Genomic DNA, 24,508 nt, shown 5'->3' with positions numbered 1-24,508 from the left:
CCTGTCTTTGCTGATGGGCAATCAAGGCGGAAAAGCCCTAAGATGGCGGCTTCCCGCCCATTTTAATTTTGAGAAAAGGAAACGCCCCAAAATCAGAAAGAGGGTGGCCCGCTGTCCTGCTACTTTTCCGGGAGTGTGGCCACACTTCGGGACACTTTGTCCACAAGTCGGGGCGTGGGACGAGGGACAGGGGACGGGGCTTTCATATACGCCCTGTCTGCTGATGAAACCAGTCCTGCGCTTGCGGCTTCACGCCACGCAATCACAGCCCTGTTTTCCTGCCGCTTCAAATGCCCTTGCCCTCACCGGCGGCAACAGCATTTTTACGGCAACGCTGACAGAGCGTATAACACACTATCAATCACGTCCTGTTATTCCATCCCCACCCTCTGATGCAGTTCCCCGCATCGCTGCAGTACTGCATTCCACTGCGCATCATCTAAATCTTCCGGCTTTTCCATGCCCAGAACATTGTCAAATGATACCTCCGCATGGTTAATCGCCTCATACGCTACCTGCTGTAATGTCTCATCCTGTTCTGAAGACTGGGACGGAATATCCTCATCTTCTGAAAAAGCATGGTCATGGTCCATGAGCGGATATAAGCCCAGAAGCTTTCCGCTCCTGTTATCCATGTAAAATCCAAAATTCGCTCCATGGCGGTCTTCATTTCCAAGCACATAATCTGCTATCTGCATTTTATAATAATTCGCAGCATCCATCTTCTTTACCATATCATATTCATTTTTATCGTGGTAACTGCAATATACCTGAAAGTCTTCCCATGGTACAAGTGCGGTCTCTTCGGAAGATATAATACGGCATTTTACTATTTTTTCCCCACTTTTATATATTTTATCTGTATGATTCCGGTCTGCTATCTTCTCCAGTCCGCTGTTTTCGGCCTCCATATAGCCTACATGGGGTATAGTAAGCGCATCCAGTATCCTGCTGGCCGGCAATTCCTTTTTTCCGACTTTATACAGATAAAGTCCCTCCGCTTCCCTTATCCAGGCTTTGGCCGCCATCCCCTGAGCAGTGAACTCCGGCGTATGGATTCTTTGTTCAAGTGTGTGGAATGTCCGGTTGGTACCCAGAAGGGCCGTTGATGTTACTGCCTTCTCCAATGGATTTTCAAACAGGCTTACCTGTTCCCATGTAAATGCCTCTTCCGCGTCTTTCATCCAGTAACAGTCGGAAAGGGAAGCAAAATGAAATAACCTGGCTACCATATACGGATTACTTTGGCTGAGACGAAAACCAGCCAACAGTTTTTTAGCGTTGGTCCTGCCTATGTTCATGGTACGGTTCTCAGTCCAGCCGTGCATGACGTCATCATAGTTTACATCCGGATAACGCAGCGATATGGGAAGCAGCTCATAATTCAGTATTTTACATCTGTAATTTTCTATCTCTAATACAGGAATATCTTTTAGCATGATATATGTTTTATTCATTATCGCTCACCTCTCTTCTCTTGAATACGGAATAATCAATATATGGATTTTATTATATCATTATTTTTATGCATTATCTATTTCTTTATTGGGACAAAATGCTTATTCTTATCGACATTATTTCCAGCAATACATTATCTTTTTGACATTGCGTCATTCGGAATACTTGCAGACTGTCAAGCTGCCGCCATTGCGTGGGGTTGTCAGTTTCTACATCCGTAAAAAAGAACAGGTCTCTTTGTCCTGCTTCATATTTCTCACCCTATTACATTTTGCCGTTCATCTTTTCCACTTAGATATGATTCCATATTATACTGCTATGGCTGCTTTAATCTTTCCCGGTATTATTACCATGGACGCTACAAGACCAGATATAGGGATTGTTGGAGGTATAATTGCTGGAATATTAGCATGATTAAAGTGTCCTGTTTTTGTATGTGTCGTGGCAGCAATTCTAGCAGATATGCTTTTATATTTTAAGTTTTGAGAATAAAGTAATGTTTAAGAAACTAAGAGCGGCACTGTAAATAGTCTAAAAACCGCTTTACCGCAAGTGTGACGGCTATTGATGATAAATTTCTTATCCTATTTCCATTTCTTACAATTACTGTGTGCCGGAAGGCATAGACCATGTCCATACTCATTTACAGATTTAAATAAGTCTTGCCTGACGAAGAATTTCATCAAACACAGCGGCACTTCTCCTCCTACATTCCCATAAAAACTGTGCTTGAACTGGCGATCTGTACGCTCCCACTCCATCTTGTTACCGCAGAATCACTGCTTCCCATCGTTCATCCGCAAAGAAAAGCTGCCACATCACATGGCAGCAATCCTTTAAAAATCTCCGTATACATCATATGTCATGAATCATGCAAGTTTCAATCCTCCGCTTCTGCGCCTTATTGAATTTCATGATATTGTCGATATGGTCAAGAATCCTTGTGTTGCCGCCTCTTTCATTACAGCGTGAACTGGATTCCACAGAAAGCGAAATACAGAACCGGCAGCAGAATGCCCTGGACTCTGGATAGCCTGCCTCTGACCAGAGCCGGCACCGTCAGCAGCAGCATAGCTGCCAGCATGACCGGAATGTCTAATACCAGGGAAGCATTCTGCCCAAGGAGGACAGAGCTTTGCGGAACGCTGAAGGGCGCCAGTGAGACGGAAACGCCGCTGACCAGAACCAGGTTGAACAGGTTGGCGCCGATTACATTGCCCAGCGATAGGGCTCCGTGTCCTTTGACCAGGGACGTGATTGCCGTCACCAGCTCAGGCAGGGAGGTCCCCAGGGCCACAAAGGTCAGCGCGATGACGGACTCCGGCACGCCCAGGGCCTCGGCGATCAGGGTTCCGTTGGTCACCAGCAAGTTGGCGCCCACGGCGATGAGCGCAGCACCGATCACCAGCAGTACCAGATTGATTCCCAGGGATTTCCCCTCTTCCTCCCCGCCGGTCTCGGCCGGCGGACTGTTTTTCATCTGCGAAACCGTTGTTACCATGTACACTACAAAGATCCCCAACAGTACAAAACCGATGGTTCTGCTGAAGTAGCCCAGGAAATAGGCTACTCCAGTGTAGATGACCGCGGCGATGAAGAAAAACAGGACCGGAGTGCGCAGTGTTTTCCGGTTAATTTCCCCCGGCTTGATAGCCACTGTGATGGCCGCAATCAACGCAGTGTTACAGATGACGGAGCCGATGGCATTTCCGTAGGCGATCTCGCTGTGGCCTGTCAGTGCGGATGTGGTGGAAACCATAACCTCCGGCAGCGTTGTACCGATCGAAACTACGGTGGCGCCGATCAGCAGCTCCGGCAGGTGAAATTTACGGGCAACCCCCGTAGCTCCGTCCACAAACCAGTCCCCGCCCTTAATCAGGCAGATCAGACCGACGATGAACAGTGATACACACATTAACATTTTCATTTCTCCTTTGTCTCAAACAGTTACATAGGGAAGATAACAGCAGCCGCCACACTCAGCGCGATAATCCGGATCAGATACATCGGCACTGTGAACTTCCAGAATTCCGGCAGCTTGTATTTTCCCATCCCCATAATCATGGCAGGCATACCGTCGATAGGCATATATCCGCCCTGCCATCCGGACACCACCACTGCTGCCGCTGCTGCAGTTGGATTCAGCTCCAGGCTCATGCAGGCCGCGATGGCGATGGGGGCAAAGATGTATACAGAGCCCATGTTGGAACCGGTAAAGGTTGCGCAGGTACTGGTCAGCAGTGCGAACAGGATGACTACCAGGAGTGGCGCCACATTGATGCCCAGAGCCGTGGCGATCACCTCTCCGATCATTGCGGTGAAGCCGGAGTTTGCCAGGGCATCCGCTACGCCGATGACGCCTGCCATCATGAGGATAACCGGGGCGAACATATTTTCGCGGAACTCTTTGAAATCAACTACTTTCATGAACAGCAGAGCCATAGCCGCCAAGCCGGGCACCACGTAGGCCACATTGCCCAGGGTGTTGATCAGCATCATACCTACTACGCTGACGACGAAGGCAATCACGGTCACTTTTTCCTTCCAGGGCTCCATGGGAACCGCTTTGGTCTTTTCAATCTTTGCCTGGGCATCCTCCTCGGCCGCTGCGATGGGGTGGTCGGGAAGCAGTTTGTAGGAAACAAGGGACCAGACTAGGAAGGCCACGGCCATGACGAAGTTTACAACTGAGAACTTGATCATGGACATCGGCTCCATAAAGCCGGCCGTCTCCAGCACAGAGCTCGCCACGCCATAGTACAGCGCCACGTTGATGGGAATCAGCGGATGGTTGGTGGCGAATCCCAGAGGCATCATCAGCTTGGAGGTGGGCATTTTTTTTGTGTAAGGGATGGTCGAAATCAGGGACAGAATCAGCACGTAGTAGCCGGTGTTGCCGCCGCCCACCAGGCTGGCGCCGACCATTACCACAATAACCAGGAGCGCGTAGCTCTTGTAGCCACCCCTGTTCACCAGGGAAATCAGGGCGTCTTTCACTTTGTCCATAGCTCTGGTCTTCTGAACGCCCGCCAGAACCACCATAAAACTGGCGATCATGATGACGCTGGAGTTGGCGAAACCCGCGAAGGCCTCGGATACGGTGGACAGGCCGGTGGCCACCAGCAGCATGCACGCCAGAAGGGGCGGCGCGCCGAAGGGAAGTACGTCAAACATGATCAGCGTAATCATAACAATCAGGATTGCAAGAGCAAGAATCATTTGGGTTGTCATTTTATTTTTCTCCTTCTCCTATGTTTTTGGCCGGCTTCTTACCGGACCTTTGCCGAGGTAGGGTTGTAGAGGCCCACTGTCTCGCGCTTTTTGCCCATAACATCTTCCTCCGTGAAGCTCATGTACTTCACGCTGAGACGGTCCTTGTAGGCAAATGCCAGGTGAAGCCTGCCGTCCGCGCCCTGCATGATGTAGGGGTATTCATACTGTCTGTTATTCGTCTTGTTCTCAGCACCCATGTACCCCTCGCCCCGTTCCATATAGCGGATCATGGGGAAGGTAAGGCCGCCGTCCTCGGACAGCGCAACGGCTACCGGGCAGCGCAGACCCGGCCAGGAAGCCACGCCGGGTGTCGGGCAGGGTGTGCAGGTAGGGTTGTAGGCAACGGCGATTCTGCCGCTCTTCAGCTTGACCGCACTGATGCTGGAATTGTTGTTGGGCAGAACGGTGGGCACCGGTGCAGTCCAGGTATCTCCGTTGTCCATGGATTCGCTTCGGTAGATATGGTCGGCCGCGCGGCTTCTCATGAACGCAGCCAGATGTCCCGGCTCCAGCTCCACCACATTGGCGTGAACCGCGCCGTTGCTCTCCGGCATATCCACGGTTTTCCAGGTCTTTCCCTGGTCATCGGAAATGCGGAATGCGGTGGGATCACCAGTCAGGCCCAGCTCGGAGTCGGTACAGATCCAGTTACCGAAAATCCAGCGTCCACTCTCCAGCACCTGGATGGGTTGTCTGCAGAAGCTGCCCTCCTCCGGAAATACGGTCTCGTAGTCGCTCCAGGTCTCTCCCCCATCCGCGCTCTTCTGACAGCGGATCACAGAGGTAAACTGCATGTTGTCCTTGCCTTCCACCCGGGACAGCTGGGAAGTGTACATAGCCCACACTTTCCCGTCGGGGCCGGCAAACAGGGACGGATTCTGCTCGCTTCTGTCCGGATCGTGGGAGACTAAAACCGGCTCCTCCCACCGGCTTGAGCCCTTTTTGAGCCTCGCACAGATGACGTTTACATCTGCATTTCCCTCAAAGGAGCCCGCAAACCAGACGCACAGCAGATCCCCGTTCTCCAGCTCCAAAAGCCCCGGGCCGTGGGCGGTCTTGTAACCTCCCGGAGGAAGCACCGCCTCCATAGTCCCCATCTCCTCATTCCAATACATCGTTCCGTCCGGTGTTAATCCCGGCAATTTTGCGTATTCCATTGTTCTTCCCCTTCCTTTTGTGCTGTATCTATTCCATTTCCTCTGTTTCAGCCATGCGGATTGCGTAATCCATGGCATTGGTCAGGCTGAGCTCGCTGGCAAGGCCTGTGCCAGCCTGGTCAAAGGCGGTTCCGTGATCCACGGAAGCGCGGATGATGGGCAGACCAAGTGTAATGTTCACTCCGGCCACTGCATCCCATTTCTGTTCCTCCTGGTTGTAGACAAAGCCCACCACCTTTAAGGGGATATGCCCCTGGTCATGGTACATGGCCACAACGATGTCATACCAACCGCCCCTTGCCTTGGAGAATACGGTGTCCGGCGGAACCGGTCCGTCTGCCTGGATACCCTCGTCTCTCGCCGCCTGAATTGCCGGCGTAATCTCCTCAATCTCTTCCCTTCCGAACATGCCGTTCTCCCCGCTGTGAGGATTTAAGCCGGCCACGCCGATCTTCGGCTGGGAAATACCCAGCCGGCGGCAGGCCTGGTGGGCGATGCGGATCACCTCCAGGATACGGTCCTTTTTCACGCGGTCGCAAGCCTCTCTCAGGGAAACATGGGTGGACACGTGGACCACTCTCAGATTCTCGTGGGCCAACATCATAGTGTACTTCCTGGTTCCTGTGTAATCGGCGTAGATTTCGGTATGGCCGGAGTAATGATGGCCGGCCAGATTCATGGCTTCCTTGTTCAGCGCATTGGTCACCGTAGCGTCAATCTTGTGATCCATGGCCAGCCCGATGACTTTTTTCACGTACTGGAAGGCCGCATTTCCGGCCATCGCGGAGACCTTCCCCCGCTGGAGCTTGTCCATATCAACCATACCCATGTGGTAGACGTCGATGGTACCGTACTCAAACAGCGCCTCACTCACATCCCCGATGGTATGTATTTTGAGCTTGCCGGAGAGGCCGGTTATCTTCAGCGCCTCCTCCATCACCGGGACATCGCCCACAACCAGCGGTTTGCAGCGCTCATAGACCGACGGATCCGATAATGCCTTTGCAGTAATCTCCGGGCCGATGCTGGCCGGATCTCCCATGGTAATTCCGATTATTTTCATAGATGCCATTCCCCTTTCCTGCACGGTTATTTGTTTTTATACTCCCCATAGTAGTTGTCAATAGTTTCCCTAATCGCCTCCACCGCATCCTGGGGCAGGATGCCGAAGGGCTTGCGGCACGGTCCCACCGGCTGGCCGATCAGATTGGTCGCACACTTGACAACGGAGTTGGGATTGCCGTATTTGAAGCACTCACGGATCCTGGAAATGGCGTTCTGCGCTTCCCTGGCCTTCTCCATATCGCCTTTTAAATAGTTCTGGTAGATGTCCACCATGACGGTGGGAAGGATGTTGGCGATGGCTGTAATGCCGCCCTTGCCGCCTGCTAAAAGAGTCCACAGGATCAGAGCGTCGTTGCCGGAGAGAACCGAAAAGTCCATGCCCTCCGTTTCCTGGATATACTGCAGTATATTGTTAAAATTGCCGCTGGAATCCTTCACTCCGGCAATGTTGGCGAACTCACCCGCCAGGCGCTTTACAGTGGCCGGTGCCAGGGAGGCGCCTGTTCTCGCCGGAATGTTGTACATCACCACCGGAATGTCCACCGAACTTGCCACCTGGGCGTAGTGCTGATACAGCTCCTCCTGGCTGATCGCCGCGAAGTAGGGCGTGATTACCGAGAGTACATCCACGCCGATTTCCCGGGCCTTTCTGGACAAAGCCACCGTCTCCTCCGTGCCGATACAGCCGGTGCCGGCGTACACCGGAACGCGGCCCTTTACCTCGTCCACAAAAATCTCCATCACACGGATCTTCTCCTCCATGGACATGATGTAAAACTCGCCGTTGGTCCCCAGACAGAACACTGCGTCCACGCCTGCGGCGATCTGCCGGTTGATCTGTCTGCGCTGCTCCGCCTCATTGATACTGCCGTCCTCATGCATGGCGGTCTGCATTGCCGCGATAATTCCCTTGATCTCAGTCACTTTCTACTCCTCCTTCAACACTTTTAAATAAATGGTGCGAATGTCCTCCAGACTCAGCTTCTTCCTGTTGTTCACCAGCAGTCTCTGCTGTTTACTGCCTGCATCCACCAGGAAATCCAGGTCCTCCATTTTCACACCAAAAGCATTTAAATGGATGGGAATCTCCGTGTTCTCAACGATTGCGGCGATCCGCCCGATCATGTAATCCGCCTTCTCCTCTGTTCCAAGAGCCGCGCGCTCCGGATATACCGCGTCGCAGAGTACCCCCAGCCGGCCGGCGCAGGCGTCCTTATTGAACGCCATCACATGGGCGAACAGGATTGCGTTGGACACGCCGTGGGGGATATGGTATTTTCCGCCCAGGGGATAGCTTAAGGCGTGGACCGCGGTTGTGCCGCTGCCGGTAATGGCCACTCCGCCGTAAAAGGCGCCCAGCATCATGTTGCTTCTGGCCTCCATGTCACCGGGATTTTTGTACGCCTCCTCAATATTCCTGAAGATCAGCTTTGCGCCTGCCGCCGCGTACGTGTCGCTTAAGGGAGTCGCTTTCTTTGAGGTGAAGCACTCCACCACATGGGCCAGGGCATCCACGCCTGTAGCTGCCACGATGGAGGCCGGAAGGCCCGCGATCATCTGTGCGTCCAGGATTACGTAATCCGGTATCATCTCCGCATTCACAATGCCCTTTTTGGACTGTTCCTCCGGGATCGCTACGATGGCATTACAGGTTGCCTCGGAGCCGGTCCCGCAGGTGGTAGGGATCATGATGGTTTTCATCTGCTTTGACGCCAACAGCGGATCCGTCAGAAGGTCCGTCACAGTGCAGGAGGAGCCTTTTAACAGGGAGCAGAGCTTGGCCGCGTCCATGACGCTGCCGCCGCCGATAGCGATAATGATGTCTCCATCTTCCCGGTTCATCTGCTCCACAACCTTCTCCACATCGGTGTAAGCGGGTTCCGGATTCAGCCCGTCGAACACCTTGTATTCCACGCCTGTACGCTCCAGCACGGCCGTCAGCTTATCCAAAAGCCCGGCTCCGGCCACTCCCTTATCAGTAAATACCAGAGCCTTCTTTGACGACTCCTGCTTTAAAATCGTCCCAATTTCCTCGATACTTCCCACACCCGCATACACGCAGGATGGAATTTTAATCTGATATCCCATTTTCTTCGCCTTTCACTCTATTTTCCTTTTAATTCTTCCGTTAACTCCGACAGCAGGTTCTCTTCCCCGAAACCGCCGGATTTGGTGATGATGTGATGTTCCCGGCCGCAGTAGTACAGCTTTGTCAGCACGCAGCCCGGCCGGATCTGCCGGATCGGCTGCAGCTCCCACTGCCGGATCTCCTTCATAAATCCCAGAAGCGTATCTCCCCCTGTCATCAGTATAACGGCATGGAGCCCGCAATCCAGCATATTCTTCAAAATAATGCCCAACGTTTCCGGGATTCTGCTGCGCACCTGCCCGGTGTCCATGCCCAATTCCCTGGCGTACTCCAGAGTGTTCCGCTCGCCCTCACGGTCGTTGGTGTCCAGAATCACGCAGTCATTTTCACTGCTCTCCTGTGTCAGCCGGCGCGTCAGGCCGGCTCCCTGCTCCGACTTCCAGAACTCCGGATTCAGCTTTTCCTCAGCCGCCATGTAGATTCGCGGATACCCCACCCTCTCTCCCCAGTCAAGCTGCCTCCTGGTAATCGGATTCACGCTGCCGCAGATCACAAACAATCTGCGCTCCAGCGCCGCCGTCTCCGGCTCCTGGCGCTTCAGGCCCAGAAGATCAGGCAGAATCGCCGCAAACCCCGCACATCCCGCCATCAGGCGGTTCTGCCCTGTTACGGTTAAATCCGCTCCAATTCTCCTGATATCCGCCTCGGTTGTTGCGTCGTACACCACGATTCCCGCTTGCCCCGGGCCCGGCTGCGCCTCGCCGTGAGTCTCAATGACAGGAATTTCGCTTTGCAGGCGGATAATATCCTTCACCAAATCCTTGGTGACCGGCTCAAAGGGATCCCGGCCGAACACGCTCTTGCTGACCGGCACTCCGTCGATATACTGCCTGCCGCCTCTGGTAATCCGATTCATCTGCGGCAAGGCGGGGACAAAACTTAGGAATGGTTCACCGGCCGCGCGGTAGGCGGCCTCCAGCTCACTGCCAATGTTTCCCCGAAGCGCTGAATCCGTTTTCTTGTAAATATAGGGAATTCCCGCCTCCCTGGCGTCCTTTGCAATTGCGAACACCTTGCGGTACGCCTGGTCCGGGGACACATGTCTGGTCTCTGCGTCAATGACCAGCACCGTGGTCTCCCCGGACCTGATCCCTTCCTCCCAGCTTCTGTCATGGTCCAGGCTGACAATCACTCTGGTTCCGATCCCTCTCTCCGCGAAATGAACCCCCGCGTCCAGAGCGCCTGTGAAATCATCCGCGATGATCATCAATTCAGTCACTGTTTCACCTCCTGCTGTCTTTTATGTTTCAATTTGGAACATTTTATTTGATCGCTTTCTGTAGTTATAGGATATCGCTTTTCGCAAAAGGTTTCAAATAAAAACAGTTTGTTTTTTGTTCTTTTTTGAAACATTATTGTATATATTTTCTCTTTATGGTACTATATTTTCATAATGAAACAGTTTAAACCGTCATTTGGGAAAGGGGAACATGTTTATGGAAAGAAAATATCGGATACTGGGAATTGCGCCCTATGAGAATTTAAAAAACGCCATGGTCACAGAGGCGGCAAAATACGAAGATATAGAAATGGTTGTCTACACGGGAAACCTGGAGGACGGGGCCCAGCTGGCCCTGCAGCATATGAACGAGGGCTTTGATATCCTGATCTCCCGGGGCGGGACCGCCGAGCTGATCCGGAAAATCGCTTCCATACCCGTCATTGAGATCACTCTGTCCATCAATGACATCCTGCGCGCGATCCTGCTGGTGGGAAACCTGACGGAGGCATACGCCGTGGTGGGTTACCCCACTGTCACTCAGCCGGCCCATGTGCTCTGCGAGATGATGAATTATCGCATGAACATCATTACCATCCACAGCCCGGACGAACTGGACCCTGTCTTAAAAGAGCTCAAGGCCGGAGGCTGCAATTTTATCCTGTGCGATGTGATCACCGAGATGATGGCACGGGAAGCGGGGGTGGAGCCCATCCTGATCCTGTCCGGGCCGGAAAGCATCGATATCGCCATCGATTATTCCATCAATATGTGCCGGGTGTTGGCAGAGACAAAAGCCCGCAGCCGCCTGTTCACCAGGGCCCTGGATATGCAGGGCATGAAAACAGTCATCATGAAACAGGACGGCTCTATCCTGTTTTCCACCTACAATGAGAAAAACATCTCGTCCGTCACCGGATATTTAAAAAAGCTGGCTGAGTCCCCTCACTCCATGTCGGCCAAAGCCTTTCACATGATTGAAAATAGGCTCTATTCCATCTCGGCAGAGGAAACCACGTTCCTGGAGGAACCCTGCTATATCTTCTGCCTGGAGCAGAATCCGTTTCCGGTGGGCGGAAGCAAGCACGGTATCCGCTTTTCCACCTGTACAGAAGTCTCCGTCATGTATTCCAGCAGCTTTTATTCCCTGACCTCCAGCGCAAGGCTGATGGAAGAGAAAATCCGTATGATCAACCAGACCACGCTTCCGGTGATGATTCTGGGTGAGCGTGGCTCCGGAAAAAACCAGCTGGCCGCCAAACTCTATCTGGAGAGCTCCATGCAGAGATATCCTTATATCACCATCGACTGCCAGGTGCTTAACGAGCGGACGTGGAACTATATCATCAGCAATTACAATTCGCCCCTCAACGACAAGAACAACACCATTTTTATCAGCAACCTCCAGGCACTGTCCAGACATCAGCAGGAGCAGCTACTGTCCTTTCTGGTGGACACAAATGCCCACAAGCGGAATAGAATTATTCTCTCCTGCTCCCAAACACTGGATCGGGACCTGCCGGATCCGTCCAGAAACTTTATCGACTATCTGCCCTGCACCACCGTCTACATGCCGCCGCTTCGGGAACTGACCGACGATATTCAGGGTTCCTCCAACCTGTATCTGAACGCCATGAATGTGGAGATGTCCAAACAGATCGTAGGGTTTACCCCCGAGGCTCTGGCCCTGCTCATGAGCTACCAGTGGCCGGACAATTTCATGCAGTTAAAGCGGGTATTGGCGGAGCTGGTCATGCTCACTTCCACCGCTTACATTCAGCGTGACACGGTGTTTGAGGTCATCGAGAAGGAGAAGCGGCAGTATGTGCCCACCACCGCCGACCTGTTTGACTACAACCGGCCTCTTGGCGAAATGACCCGGGAAATTGTAAAGGTTGTCCTCTCCCAATGCGGCGGCAACCAGACACTGGCTGCCAAAAGACTTGGCATTGGACGGACAACCCTGTGGAGATATTTAAATGAAACCGATTAATCCGGCAGATATTCAATTTGCCTGCTGCCTGCAGGCCGGCGAAAATGCCGCAGAAACTCCCAGGTGGCCCGGCTCTGCTCGCAGATCGCCCCGTGGGGCATATTCTTCATCACGGTGTATCCCACCCGCGGCAGCCCGTCCCGTCCACAGTAGACCAGAGTTCTGAACCGCTCCCCCTGGGCATATCCGCGGGCGGAGGTGTAATAGTTCTCACCGGTGCGGATTTCATCGGGCGCAAAGCGGGTGGTAAAACCGGCGCCGGCCCGTGCCTGGCAGCCATTGACCGCCAGCATGACCTCCAGCTGTTCGTCCACATCCGTGCCCGCTGCGGGGTCATTGTCCCCCACGCACACCCAGTAGGGCAGCTCATACCCGGAGCGAAGCAGTCCCGGCGAGACAGGGCTGTCCGCCGCCAGTCCTGGCGCGTCGACAGGGGCGTTGCTGGGGGCAATGGCTGCAAACAGTTCGGGAAAAGCGGTCCCCACCTCCCTTGTGATGGCGCCACCGTTGGAGAATCCGGTCAGATATACCCTGGTACGGTCCAGGCCGTAATCCGCGCAAAGCCGGTCAATCATGGCCCCAAAGACCTGTCCGTCCCGCTCCAGCTGCCAGATGTTTCCCGGGGAGTCCGGGCACACCAGGACAAAGGCCCGAGTCTCGTCCGCCAGCACGTCCCATCCGTTCTTTTCAGCGAAGAGCCATACCGGCTCCCCTCTGCCATGTACACTGAACAGAATCGGCAGCCCTTTCACCCTGTCCGCCGGACAGCCGTCAGGGAAATGGAGGGAACAGGCATATTCCAGACAGCCCACTGTGACCGAATGGTGGACAAACCGTGGGGTCTGGTAAAATCCGCTGCGCCCCAGATGCAAGCCCAAAGTCCCGTCCGGCCCGTCCTTCCATCGGATGGTGTGCTCAAAATATTCCTCGAGAATGGTGTGGGCCAGGGATAGGCCGGTGATCCCGGTCTCCTTTGACAGCAGCAGACGCTGAGCCGGGTTGGCCTCATTCTCATAGCAGCTGGCCTTCAGCGCTCCCATGGATACCTGTCCGGGCAGCCGGCCAAGGCCGCCCGATCTTCCGAAATATTCCAGAGCCTGCCGGACAGCCGTCTCGGGTGCGCCGATCAGCCAGAGGCTGCTGGGAATCTGATCGTTGCGTTTCGCGTAGTCACTGCTCACATGGCGCACCAGCCAATGGCTGGAGGGAAACGCCCCTGCCGAATAGTCATCCGGTGCTCCCCCGATCAGAGCAGCCGCGGCAAAGCGGTTCGGTTCCGCCACCGCACAATTTCCGGCAAATACCGCCCCGTCCTCATACCCAACCAGGTAGAGCATGGTCTCCCAGCACCAGAGCTTTCCTTCCCGGCCAAACAGACTCTTGCCGTTGCGGCTCCCCACCTGGCCGCAAACCCGGTCATAAATTAAGCCCGGCAGGGAATGGGACTGTGCGTTCCATCCCTCCGGAGCCAGAGGGAGAATCAGCACCGCCCCATCGTATTCGGACAACGCCTGCCAGCCTGACTGCCGGGCAAACTGCTCCGCCAGGGACAAGTCCGCCGCCATCTCCCCGGGTGCGAAGACGAAAATTGTTTTGGCCGGGTCATAGCAGGCCCTGGTGGACACATACATGTAAAATCCGTTGGCCTCTTTCATGGTTTCCCCCTCCTGTCACAGCCTTTTTTTCAGAAAATTGTAGGCAAACTGGTCGATCTCCTCCCCCAGGGAGGGACCGTGCCCGCCGCCGGAGCAGGCCACAAAGGTGGCGTCCGCTCCCGCCTTCACCAAGGCGTGGTACAGAATCTCGCTCTGATCCGGGTCCACAATGGTATCGCGGCCGCCCTGGAAGATCGCCACCGGCGGACAGTCCGCGCCGGCGTAGGTAACCGGGCTGCACTTCCTAGTCAGCTCGATAAAATGCCAGTCCGGGTCCCCGGGATCATTGCGCTCCAGAACCTGGTTTAAGGTAAAAAGGCTCCGCCCCGGGCCGGTGTAGCCCACGATCAGAGCCGGGATGATGCCGGCGTTGTCGTTGCCCACGTTCTCGATCTCCGTCCCGATCAGATCTTTTGGAGGGCCGGACAGGGCGGCTGCGCTGGTGCGGATACTCTGACACAGATCCGCGGGCGCATAGAAGATGGCCGCAGCCTTGATGGAGCTGTCGTACTCCAGGTTGCCGCCCACCTCCCCCTCCAGCTCCCTGCAGTTTGCGCTGAGGGCCAGCATGGAAGCCAGGCAGCCCCCGGCGGAATTGCCCAGGGCGCCGATGCGGTTTGGATCGATGTTGTACTTCTCCCCGTTGGCCTTCAGAAAGCGGACCACGCCCTTGACATCATGAATGCAGGCAGGAAAAATGGACTGGCTCACCAGCCTATAGTCTGGGCAGACCACCGTGTAGCCCTCCTTTGTCAAGCGCACCAGATCCCGGCAATAGACAGCCTTCTGGGTAACCTGTTTGTACTCACCCCATAGAAAACCGCCGCCGAAAATATAGATGATGCAGGGCCCGGGGGTGTTCTGTTCAGGTGACTGATAAATATCCAGTTTGAGGGTATAAGCCTGCCCGTTATCCAGCGTAACCCTGGCGTATGGCACATCTTCAAAGCGCGGCCGCTCCTCAGGCGGACACAGGGGTTTTACTTTTGGCGGAACATACATATTAAGACCTCCCATTTAAAATATCTACTATTTTATAGAGAATGGGCGTCAAAGACAACTGAGTCTTATCCATATTTCGTTCCAAAACAGAACGTTTTTCACCAATGATTCAGTTTTTATGCTTATACCCGCATGTTTGTTTTTAAACGAAACAATCCATAGCGATATGACGCAGCATCCTGCACGCATAATTCATCCGCATACTGGTGTACAGGCGCATGGGGTGGTCTGTATGTGTCTCTGAAACAGGCTGCACAGATATATATCCTTAACCCCTACCGCGCTGGCCACCCGGTGGACCGTTATCTTTCTTTTGCGCTGTTTATGCTTTTCCCGTCATATGAAGGTAACGGATTGCATTCTGGTGGGTTGGCTCCAGTCCGATTGCATTAACAAAGGCCTTTGCAGCAGCATCCATGTTCCCCAGCCCAAGATTGGCAAGCCCTATCAGGTAATAACAGTGCGTCTGATTCCGTTTATTCAGGTCATCATCAAAAATCAGGAAGTCCGGAAGCGATACCGCAAAATAACTTACCCGCATTACATCAAAGATATGCTGCTCTCCATAGTCCAGAAGCTTGTTAAACCTTGCCTTTGCCTCTACCGGCCGGTTCAGTTTTTCCTTGGCCAGTCCCTGATAGTAGATCATATCAGCCGGCTGGTCATTGTAATACATCATTCCAGCCGGTTCATCCGTACCGACGCTGGCTTTTTCAAAATACGCTTCTGCCGCTGTCTGATCGCCCCGGCGTTCTTTTATGACACCCAGATAATAGTTTACATGATTATCCTTACATCCTTCCAGCTTGCCTTCCCCAAGGTTCTCCGGATAGTACAAAGCCTTCTTCAGAAATTCTTCCGCCTCATCAAGGTCACCTCGTTCCATGGCTGACCGCGCCAGTTCTACCAGCGACACGGTATACTGGGTTGTTACCTTTCCTTCTCCTCCCTCCCATGGATGGAAACGGTTAGCCATAATAAACTCATAGGCATCCCCATAACGTTCTGAAAGATTCAGGAGGGTGGCATACTCAATCATCAGGTCATCCCGCTGCATGAACACATCCCTGGCCATATCATAGTGTTTCAGCCGCTCTGCCACCGGCATCCCCAGCTTCTTATACAGCTGGTCCAGTTCCAGGAAAATCCGCGCATCGCCGGGATTCAGCTCATATGCCCGCTCCATGGCCTGCTTTGCCTGATCCGGGTCATGTCTCTTGTTATAGTACGCCAGGGACAGATTCCTCCAGGTAATTGCAAAGTCCGGGTTTAACTCAGCAGAACGCTCCCAATACCCTATGGCTGTGTCGTACTGCATTTTATCGTAGTACAGGTTGCCCAGATAGTAATATGCATTGGCATCCTCACATTTTTCCCTGACCACGTATTCCAGGACCAGAATATCCTCCAGCTTATTGGGGAAACAGTAATCCGTGCTGCACTGTGAAGCCTGTAACAAAGTATAGGATGTATCTTTTCCCATCTTCCCCAGATAGTATGCCTTGTAGTAAAACAGCATGGGCCATGCCTCGTCGCATTGGGACAGAACCGCAACAGCCTCCTCATAAGCTCCGAACTCTGCATAATCGCGGGCCGTCATCAGATAGTTTTCATGGAAATTCCTGGCCAGGGTGTTGAACTCCTTAAGAAGCCTTTCATGAAAAATGCTCCCTGGCCCGGTTACCGTTCCTACGCCCCCTGTCATCAGGCACTGCAAAAACAAGCTGTCACAGCCAATTAAAAGCTCTGGCTTTTTTCCATCTGTTTCAAGATAATCTTCTACCCGCATAAGGTCCGGGCTGCTGTATTTGATTCCCACGATATTAGGAAACTCCTCCATCAACTTTTGCAGCAATCCAGGCTTTACATCATTAGTCGTGCAACCGGGAATATTATATATATACACTGGAAAATTCTCCGGAAGGCCTTTTATAACGTCACGGTAATACTGGAAAAGCGCTTCTTCATCCATTTGGAAAAATGCAGGACTCATAATGCCAACCCCATCTGCCCCAATATCAACCGCATGTGCTGCGTGGGATGCGGTTTCTCCTGTTGTCATACTGCCACACTGGATAAACAACGGAAGGCGGTGAGCGTTCACGTTCGCCATAACCTCTGCCACATGGTCCCTTTCCTCCTTTGTTAGGAGCAGGCTCTCGCCATTTGTCCCGTTGGGATACAGGGCATTTACACCTGCTTCTAACAGATACCGTGTGAAATCCGCAATCGACGCGTCATCAATAGATCCATCCTCATTCATCGGTGTAATGGTGGGAATAACAACCCCACACAGCCTTTTCTCATACATAACGTATTTCCTCCCACTAATAGTTTTCCCGTGTCTTTGTCAGCAAATCATACAGCGCCTTCTGATCCTCGCTGGCATCCGCCAGAAATTTATCAACAACCGGTTTTACAGCCTCTTCAAATAGCGCTTTATCAACCTCCACAATTTCAACGCCCTGTTCCTTCATTGCCTTCATACCATCCTCGGTTGCCTCTGGCCAGATCTCATTATTCCATACATCAGAGAACTTCTTGCCGGCTTCCAGAACAGCTTCCTGATTTTCAGCAGACAAGCCGTCAAACCATACCTTACTTACGAATACCGGGTCCGGGATAGTGAAATGCTCCGTCAGGGAGAAATGCTTGGCCAGTTCCTGCCATCCATTGGCAACCACTACAGAGGGGGTATGGTCAAGGCCGTCAATGGTCCCCTGCTGCAGACCGGTATAAATCTCGCTTGCACCCAGAGGCGTGGCGATTGCGCCCATGGCATTGGTTGAATCCGCCAGAATCGGTTCCTGCATGCAGCGAATCTTAAGTCCGGTAAGGTCTGCCGGGGTATTGACCGTTTGCTTCTGGTTCATTATGCTGCGGCTTCCAATGTCAGTCCACGCAATGATGATAAATCCATTGGCCTGCGCGTCCGCTTCCAGCATCTCGCGGACCGCCGGGTCCATTACAGTTGCACAGGCCTGCTGTCCGTTTTCCCACAGATACGGCAGGGAGAATACAGACCACATGTCATTAAACGCAGAAAGATCCGTGGCAGCGCACTCCGTCATCTCAATGGTTCCGTTTCCCAGGCCCTCAAAGGTTGCGGTCTTATCCCCCAGCTGGGAGGACGGATAGAATTCCATCTTCATACGCCCATCTGAGCACTCTTCAATCAGCTCTCCTAATTTCAGCGCCCCCTCTGCCTGCGTACCGGTGGAGGGATACGTTACCGAATACTTAACAACCACTTGTGAAGCATTGACGGATGCCGCGGTGTCTTTCGGGGCAGATGTGCCGCTGCTGCCTGCAGAAGCAGGGGCCTTAGAGCCGCCGCAGGCGGCGAGGCTGATTGCTGTGGCTGTTATAAGTAACATGGATATAAGATTCTTTTTCATATGGTTAATCTCCTTTATCATTCTTTATTAGTTAATTACGCCCACCACATCTCTGTTTTGTCTTCCATTATCAAAGATTCTTTGACAATCCTGACCGCTTTTTCCAGGCCTTCGAACCGGTTGATCAGGCTATCCTCATGTTCAATACTGACCGCCCCATCGTATCCAATGATACGCAGTGTGGAAAAAATATTTTTCCAGTAAGCCGTATCATTGCCATAACCAATGGTCCTGAATATCCAGGAGCGATTAATTTCATTGCTGTAATGTTTGGTATCCAGGACTCCGTTGACCGCGGTGTTGATTAAGTCCACCTTAACATCCTTGGCATGTACATGATAGATTGCGTCTTTAAGCTCACGGATCACCGAAACAGGGTCCATTCCCTGCCAAAGAAGATGGCTTGGGTCAAAATTCACCCCAATCTCCCTTCCAACCTCCCCCCGGAGCCGTTTTAAGGTTTCAGAATTATAAACCATAAATCCCGGATGCAGCTCTAATGCAATCTTCGTCACGCCATTCTCTTTTGCAAAAGCAGCAAACTCCCTCCAGTATGGAATCAATACCTCATTCCACTGGTAATCCAAAATCTTAAGATAATCATCCGGCCAGGGACAGGTCACCCAATTGGGGAATTTTGAATCCGGACAGTCTCCGGCGCATCCGGAAAAACAGGTAATTGTGTCCAGTCCCAGTTCTTTACAAAGGCGTACCGTGTCCCGCATATCCCCGTCATGGGCGGCTGCAATTCCCTGATCCGGGTGAATGGGATTACCATGGCAGGAAAGGGCGCTGATGGTCAAACCCGAATCCGCTATTATCCTCTTAAATTCATCTATCTTTTCTTTGTCACCAAGCAAAACAGTGGGATTAACATGGGACTTGCCTGCGTATCCGCCGCATCCCGGCTCTATTGTCTGGATTCCCATTTTTCGAAAATAATCCAGGGCCTCTGCCAGCGTTTTGTCCTGCATAATATTCGCTACAATGCCAACCTTCATTCTGATTGTTTCCTCCCGTTTTAATTAACACTGATCCAACGGCCCGTTTTCGCGCTTTCAAATATTTTATCCAGAACCTGCATCTGATGCAGCCCATCCTCAAAGTCTGCGTATGGATTAGTGGGCTTCGTTCCACGGATTGCTCCATAGACAGCTATAAAATTCTGTTTAAAAGCATCCGGAAATCCCTCCGTGTGACCGCCCGGATAGGTAATGATCGGCGCGGTATCCGGATGAGCCAGCCCACGGTCTTTTGTCAGCAGGCGGTTGGGTTCATTCCTGTACCCAAGCTTCAAATCACCAATGGCTTCGCTGTCCCATTCAGCAGAAATTTCCGAACCCGATACCCGAATCGTAGTCTGGTTTTTCCTGCCCTGATACACCTGGGAAAATACAGCGCTGCCAACGGCTCCATTCTCAAAGCGGATCATAACGTAAGAAGTATCCTCTGTATCCACCTCCATATCCTTTAACTCTCCTGCCACACTCATCTTTCTCACCGGCAGATTGGTCTGGAACTCCGCAAATACCTCTTTTACTTTACTTCCAATTACATACTCCGCCAGGTCAATCCAATGGGAACCAATATCCGATGTGACACGGGTACTTCCGCCTTTCGAGGACAACATACGCCAGTTAAAATCCGATTCCTGTGAAAAGCAATCCTGTAAATATCCTCCATGAACGCCATATATTTTGCCCAGAGCCCCATCCAGAATCATATTGCGCAGCTGATGGTTGGCGGGATAGAACCGGTTATGTAAATTAATCCCGTGGATAAGATTACATTTCCTTGCCGCTTCCAGCATTTCCTTTGCTTCCCCGGCATTCCTTGCCATTGGTTTCTCACAGATTACATGAATCCCGTGTTCGAATGCGTAGAGGGCAATTTCCTTATGCGTATGATTTGGTGTGCAAATGTGGATACAGTCCGGCTTTACCGCTTCAATCATCTCCCGGTAGTCTGAAAATCCATTTGGAACATCCAGTTCCTCAGCCTTTTGCGCCGGATCCACAATATCTACCAAGGCCACAACATCCACACCAGGCACCCGCTTTAGCGCCTCCACATGCGCCGCTCCGATAAACCCAGAACCGATTACCGCTGCTTTTAATCGTTTCATGTCCGTTCTCTCCTCCTGTCTTATATTACTTTTATGCCCTTACTGCTCCAGAACCAGGGCCGCCGCGCCGAGAAGGGCCGCTTCATAACCCAGGGGAGTCTTTACAATATCAATATCCTGCATCTGCTTAAAAGCATTTTGCTGTACGGAAACGCGGATGGATGGAAGCAGAAGATCAAGGGACGAGGCAACACCGCCCCCAATCACAACTGCCTGGGTATTTAAAATGTTAATGCAATAGGAAATACCGCGTCCTAGATATGTACCAATCTGATTCATAATATCCATGGCATCTGTGTTTCCTGCCCTGGCAAGGGCCGCGCATCCGGCCCCATCCGGCTTTAACCCCATCTCATCCAGCGCGTTTGCAAATGCAGGCGATGTAAGCCTGCGCTTCCTTGTTTCCCGTATCAGCGCCGTCCCGGAACCGTGTGCTTCCAGACAGCCATACTGACCGCAGGGACAATGAGCCGGCGACTTATATTCAACTTTTAAGTGTCCCAGCTCACCGGCAAAACCAAGGCCTCCCCGCACCAGCTTTGAACCTTCCACCACGGCGCCGCCCACGCCTGTACTCACTGTCATCCATATGAAATCCGTATAGTTATTTCCCAGTCCAAACCGCTTTTCGCCAATGGCGCAGGCGTTGACATCATTCTCGCACCGCACCCTTGAAATCCCAAGGTTTTTACTCAAATAGCCCGCGACTTCCACATTTTCCCAGTTTGCATAAGGTGCGTAAAGCAGAATTCCCTTTTCGTTGTCCACAATTCCCGGAAGCGACACCCCCAGTCCGGTAAAGTCCTCTGCCTGTAACTCAGTCCGATGCATCAGACGTTTCATTGCCTGTACGCACAATTCCAGATGCGTCTCATATCTTGCGACAATGGACGGAAAACTTTCCTGTATCAAAATTCCGCCATTCTCATCCAGTATAGCAACAATGGTTTTTGTTCCGCCAATGTCTAGTGCCGCAATATACATATCTTCATCCTCCAATATGCCTTACGCCCCCACATTGTCTGCATAAATCTGCTGTGAGATTGCATGTCCCAGAATTACATGAATATCCTCAACAATACCATAATTCTCAGATGGGATAATCATTGCAAAATCGGACATGCCGATTATCTTACCACCTTTATCCGCAACAACACAGGCTGTTTTTGCACCAATCTCTTTTGCGTACCTATGAGCTTCCACAAGATTTGATGAGCTTCCTGAAACAGAAAAGGTTAATACCAGGTCGCCCGGCTCCAGAAAATTCTTCATCTGCTCAACAAACGTTGTCTCATATCCACAGTCATTACCAAGAGCGCTGAAAATTGCTCCGTTATCTGCCGGTGAAAAAATTTTCAGGCGTTTGGAATCTCCTCTGTTAATTCCTTTGCCAAAATCACATACCCAATGGGATGCGGCGGCCGCGCTTCCACCATTGCCAAGCACAAAGAGATGTTTTCCGTTATTCCTAGTCTCCTCAATCAAATCAAACAGTTTCTGTATATCCTCTCTCTTAAGGCCATCAATCGTATCATTTAACATTTCACTATATGTATCAAAGAACATTTTTCTTTCCTCCAATTTCCTCTTTATACTTCTTCCACATATTCTCCGGAGTTATCCTCCAGTATGTCATAGCCTGCGCGCAGGTAAAGGTCAAGCTGGGGCGGTGTCGCGATACCAAGCGTTACAAAGTCCTCTGTATTTTCCGCTGGATTGCGGGTGCCGTGCAGGACGCCGGGAGGCGCAAACACAATATCTCCTGTCTCAACCGGAATCCACTTGTCATAAAGGTAACACTCACCCTTACCGCTGTGGATGATGAGGATTTCCTCAGAAATGGGATGCTTATGGGGCGCAAATTCCTTACCTGGCTTATGAAATCCAACCGCGATATTTGCTCCGCGGCATCCCATCTTTGGATTTAAAGCGAAATGAACATCGTGTCCATTTGGCATTGTCCACACTTCACCGCCGCTGATACTAAACTTTCCTCCATATTTCAATACATGCTCTTTGTTTGTCATTACAAAATCTCCTTTTCCTGAAATTATTCTATCATTCAATTTTTTTATGATCGAAACCGGATAACTGGCTTGATTGCAAAACCAGACATCATGTCATCAAACGCCTTAAGGGCATCCTTATAATCATAAACCGTAATCAGCTTCTTTAAGTCATCCTGAAGCCTCACCAGAATATCAACTGCCGCGCTGGTACCATCTGTCTTTAAATGTGGATACGGGCCCTTGGAGCCCAGAATGGTCAGCTCTTTGCGCATAATGGGCAAAAGCTCTACCTGGTCTGCAAAGCCGCTGTAAACACTGCCCACCACGATGCGCCCTCCCGGCCGGACCACCTGGAACGCGCTCTGAAGGACCGGGAGCGCTCCTGTAAGCTCAATAATCACATCCACACCCTTTGAACCGCACATTTCAAATATCTGGTCCTGCCAATTCCCGTCATTGCTGTCAATCACATCAATAAATCCAAGACTCTGCACTTTTTCCAGACGCGCCTTACTATTATCCACTCCCACAACCACATCTACGCCCATGCTCTTTATAATGCGGGCCGCAATCAGCCCCATGGGTCCCATGCCAAAGACAACCGCCGTATCCCCATGCTTCACATCAGCCCGACGCGCCACGTGGTAAGCACAGTTGGTTGGTTCCAGCAGAGTTGCGGTAATATCATCAATGGTATCCGGAACAGGGCTGATAAAACTGTATTCCGGCGTATTTAACACCAGGGTTTCCTCTGTAAATCCTCCGGGCAGAAGGGCATCATTCATGCTCCTGCAATAATTGGGAAGCCCGTTGCGGCAATTCCAGCAGTGTCCGCAGGCCCTGGAAAGCTCACTTGCCACGCGCATACCCTTCTTAATACCATTTGCGCCATCGCCAGGATCTGCTACCACGCCGGAAAACTCGTGCCCGAAATATCTTTCATTCTCAAGGGAACGTTTTCCACGGTAAAGCGCGATATCGCTTCCGCAGATACTGCAGGCCGTTACATCAATCTTAACTGTTCCCGGCTCAAGGGCCTTAATGTCCCCGCAGTTATCCTGTAATACTAATTTCCCATAATCAACCAATGCCACTCTTCTCATAATATCTATCCTTTCCATACCTCCGGACGTATGTCCCGGTATCTGACTACAGCATAATTCATCCAAAAATAGAACGGGCGTATTTAATACCGTTGCCCATATGTTCAACCGACTCTTCAAAGGTGTCATACCAGAGTTTCCACGGATAAAGCCCAAATACCTCAAAGGAACAATACCTCTTAAAATCCACTTCCCGAAGCGCCTCCGCCACAGACGCAAAGTCAAAGTGTCCATCTCCCGGCGCCTGGCGGTTTGAGTCCGCAAGATGCAGGTTTGCCAGGGTATGTCCATATTTGCGGATGGTTTCAGCCGGATTTACTTCTTCTATATTCAGGTGATAGGTATCCGCCATGGTACGCACATTTGGAAGGTTCACCATATTCACAAAATTTACCGCTTCTTCCAATGTGTTCAAGAAGTTGGTTTCATACCGGTTAATTGCCTCCACCGCCAGGGTAACCCCTTTTTCCTGGGCATACAGACCAACCCGGCGTATTACCTCAGCCATACATTTCACTCCTGCCTCCCTGTCCCAGTCAGGCTCAAAGCTTCTGGTCTTTCCGCCGCTTCCCACTATAACGGTAGGGCATTCCATATCATATGCAACATCCACTACCTGTTTCAAATAGGCGGCAGACTGATTCATCATCTCCGAATCCGTGCTCAAAAGCCGAATGGTTCCGTCGAAAATATAGTGAAGGGCGCTGCAAACAATTCCTGCATCATGAATCCAGCCTAAAACCTCTTTTCGGCGCTCCGGGGTGGATTCCACCGGCAGGTGAAGGGCCGCGGTAAGCTCCACGGCATCATATCCCAGCTTTGCCGAAGTATCAATAATTTTTTTCAGATCCGCCATGCCAAAGGCCGCGGTACAGGCACTAAACTTCATATATATCTCCTCC

21 protein-coding genes are annotated in these 24,508 nt (G+C 51.9%); 2 read left to right on the top strand and 19 right to left on the bottom strand.

What is annotated here, in order from left to right; translation table 11 throughout:
- Window positions 1–371 precede the first annotated feature (371 nt).
- Window positions 372–1,457, bottom strand: a complete 1,086-nt coding sequence (locus LA360_RS24300; RefSeq protein ID WP_112481819.1) for a HipA domain-containing protein — start codon at window positions 1,455–1,457, stop codon at window positions 372–374.
- Here LA360_RS24300 and LA360_RS24295 point away from each other — a divergent pair.
- Window positions 1,438–1,872 carry a hypothetical protein gene (locus tag LA360_RS24295; protein ID WP_112481817.1) on the top strand — a complete coding sequence of 145 codons (435 nt, stop codon included), beginning with the start codon at window positions 1,438–1,440 and terminating at the stop codon, window positions 1,870–1,872. The genes LA360_RS24300 and LA360_RS24295 overlap by 20 nt on opposite strands.
- Window positions 1,873–2,419: 547 nt before the next feature.
- Here the strand turns inward: LA360_RS24295 and LA360_RS24290 are convergent.
- From LA360_RS24290 to LA360_RS24260, 7 genes are read right to left on the bottom strand one after another with little or no spacing between them, the layout of a single operon-like run.
- On the bottom strand, window positions 2,420–3,379 hold the full coding sequence (locus LA360_RS24290; protein ID WP_002596033.1) for a calcium/sodium antiporter: 960 nt from the start codon (window positions 3,377–3,379) through the stop codon (window positions 2,420–2,422).
- 26 nt (window positions 3,380–3,405) lie between these two features.
- Complete coding sequence (locus LA360_RS24285) at window positions 3,406–4,689, bottom strand: SLC13 family permease (protein WP_022202707.1); 1,284 nt, start codon at window positions 4,687–4,689, stop codon at window positions 3,406–3,408.
- A gap of 38 nt (window positions 4,690–4,727) precedes the next feature.
- Complete coding sequence (locus LA360_RS24280; RefSeq protein ID WP_002596031.1) at window positions 4,728–5,888, bottom strand: sialidase family protein; 1,161 nt, start codon at window positions 5,886–5,888, stop codon at window positions 4,728–4,730.
- Between the two features lie 28 nt (window positions 5,889–5,916).
- Window positions 5,917–6,960, bottom strand: coding sequence for a 4-hydroxythreonine-4-phosphate dehydrogenase PdxA (pdxA, locus tag LA360_RS24275; protein ID WP_022202705.1), 1,044 nt, complete (start codon window positions 6,958–6,960; stop codon window positions 5,917–5,919).
- A gap of 17 nt (window positions 6,961–6,977) precedes the next feature.
- The gene (dapA, locus tag LA360_RS24270) at window positions 6,978–7,877 is read right to left on the bottom strand and encodes a 4-hydroxy-tetrahydrodipicolinate synthase (protein ID WP_081031199.1); all 900 of its coding nucleotides are present in this window, start codon (window positions 7,875–7,877) and stop codon (window positions 6,978–6,980) included.
- A gap of 3 nt (window positions 7,878–7,880) precedes the next feature.
- Window positions 7,881–9,041: an iron-containing alcohol dehydrogenase gene (locus LA360_RS24265; RefSeq protein ID WP_022202703.1), complete on the bottom strand. Its 1,161-nt coding sequence runs from the start codon at window positions 9,039–9,041 to the stop codon at window positions 7,881–7,883.
- A 17-nt stretch (window positions 9,042–9,058) separates the two neighbouring features.
- Complete coding sequence (locus tag LA360_RS24260) at window positions 9,059–10,321, bottom strand: four-carbon acid sugar kinase family protein (protein ID WP_022202702.1); 1,263 nt, start codon at window positions 10,319–10,321, stop codon at window positions 9,059–9,061.
- A 217-nt stretch (window positions 10,322–10,538) separates the two neighbouring features.
- On the opposite strand from LA360_RS24260, the gene LA360_RS24255 reads away from it, so the two are divergent.
- Entirely contained in the window at window positions 10,539–12,314 is a 1,776-nt protein-coding gene (locus LA360_RS24255; protein WP_022202701.1) for a sigma-54-dependent transcriptional regulator, read from the top strand.
- On the opposite strand, the gene LA360_RS24250 is transcribed toward LA360_RS24255, so the two are convergent.
- The 11 genes from LA360_RS24250 to LA360_RS24200 form a co-directional block, all read right to left on the bottom strand.
- Window positions 12,311–13,969, bottom strand: coding sequence for a CE1 family esterase (locus LA360_RS24250; RefSeq protein ID WP_057572117.1), 1,659 nt, complete (start codon window positions 13,967–13,969; stop codon window positions 12,311–12,313). The genes LA360_RS24255 and LA360_RS24250 overlap by 4 nt on opposite strands.
- Window positions 13,970–13,984: 15 nt before the next feature.
- Window positions 13,985–14,971 (bottom strand): alpha/beta hydrolase, encoded by a 987-nt coding sequence (locus tag LA360_RS24245; protein WP_112481816.1) that lies wholly within the window; start codon window positions 14,969–14,971, stop codon window positions 13,985–13,987.
- A gap of 322 nt (window positions 14,972–15,293) precedes the next feature.
- Window positions 15,294–17,282, bottom strand: a complete 1,989-nt coding sequence (locus LA360_RS24240) for a dihydrodipicolinate synthase family protein (RefSeq protein WP_057572115.1) — start codon at window positions 17,280–17,282, stop codon at window positions 15,294–15,296.
- A gap of 16 nt (window positions 17,283–17,298) precedes the next feature.
- Entirely contained in the window at window positions 17,299–18,369 is a 1,071-nt protein-coding gene (locus LA360_RS24235; RefSeq protein WP_057572114.1) for a TRAP transporter substrate-binding protein, read from the bottom strand.
- Window positions 18,370–18,404: 35 nt separating this feature from the next.
- Window positions 18,405–19,370, bottom strand: a complete 966-nt coding sequence (locus tag LA360_RS24230) for a sugar phosphate isomerase/epimerase family protein (RefSeq protein WP_057572113.1) — start codon at window positions 19,368–19,370, stop codon at window positions 18,405–18,407.
- A 20-nt stretch (window positions 19,371–19,390) separates the two neighbouring features.
- Window positions 19,391–20,494: a Gfo/Idh/MocA family protein gene (locus LA360_RS24225; RefSeq protein ID WP_057572112.1), complete on the bottom strand. Its 1,104-nt coding sequence runs from the start codon at window positions 20,492–20,494 to the stop codon at window positions 19,391–19,393.
- 39 nt (window positions 20,495–20,533) lie between these two features.
- Entirely contained in the window at window positions 20,534–21,478 is a 945-nt protein-coding gene (locus tag LA360_RS24220) for an ROK family protein (RefSeq protein WP_057572111.1), read from the bottom strand.
- Between the two features lie 21 nt (window positions 21,479–21,499).
- Window positions 21,500–22,060, bottom strand: a complete 561-nt coding sequence (locus tag LA360_RS24215) for an SIS domain-containing protein (RefSeq protein ID WP_057572110.1) — start codon at window positions 22,058–22,060, stop codon at window positions 21,500–21,502.
- A 23-nt stretch (window positions 22,061–22,083) separates the two neighbouring features.
- Window positions 22,084–22,521 carry a cupin domain-containing protein gene (locus LA360_RS24210; protein ID WP_002566050.1) on the bottom strand — a complete coding sequence of 146 codons (438 nt, stop codon included), beginning with the start codon at window positions 22,519–22,521 and terminating at the stop codon, window positions 22,084–22,086.
- Between the two features lie 44 nt (window positions 22,522–22,565).
- Window positions 22,566–23,624, bottom strand: coding sequence for a zinc-dependent alcohol dehydrogenase (locus tag LA360_RS24205; RefSeq protein ID WP_225537682.1), 1,059 nt, complete (start codon window positions 23,622–23,624; stop codon window positions 22,566–22,568).
- A gap of 40 nt (window positions 23,625–23,664) precedes the next feature.
- Window positions 23,665–24,495 (bottom strand): sugar phosphate isomerase/epimerase family protein, encoded by an 831-nt coding sequence (locus LA360_RS24200; RefSeq protein ID WP_022201012.1) that lies wholly within the window; start codon window positions 24,493–24,495, stop codon window positions 23,665–23,667.
- Window positions 24,496–24,508: the final 13 nt, after the last annotated feature.

It is taken from the genome of Enterocloster clostridioformis, from assembly GCF_020297485.1.
GTDB classification, from domain to species: domain Bacteria; phylum Bacillota; class Clostridia; order Lachnospirales; family Lachnospiraceae; genus Enterocloster; species Enterocloster clostridioformis.
This window is presented reverse-complemented; position numbering and strand designations above follow the sequence as displayed.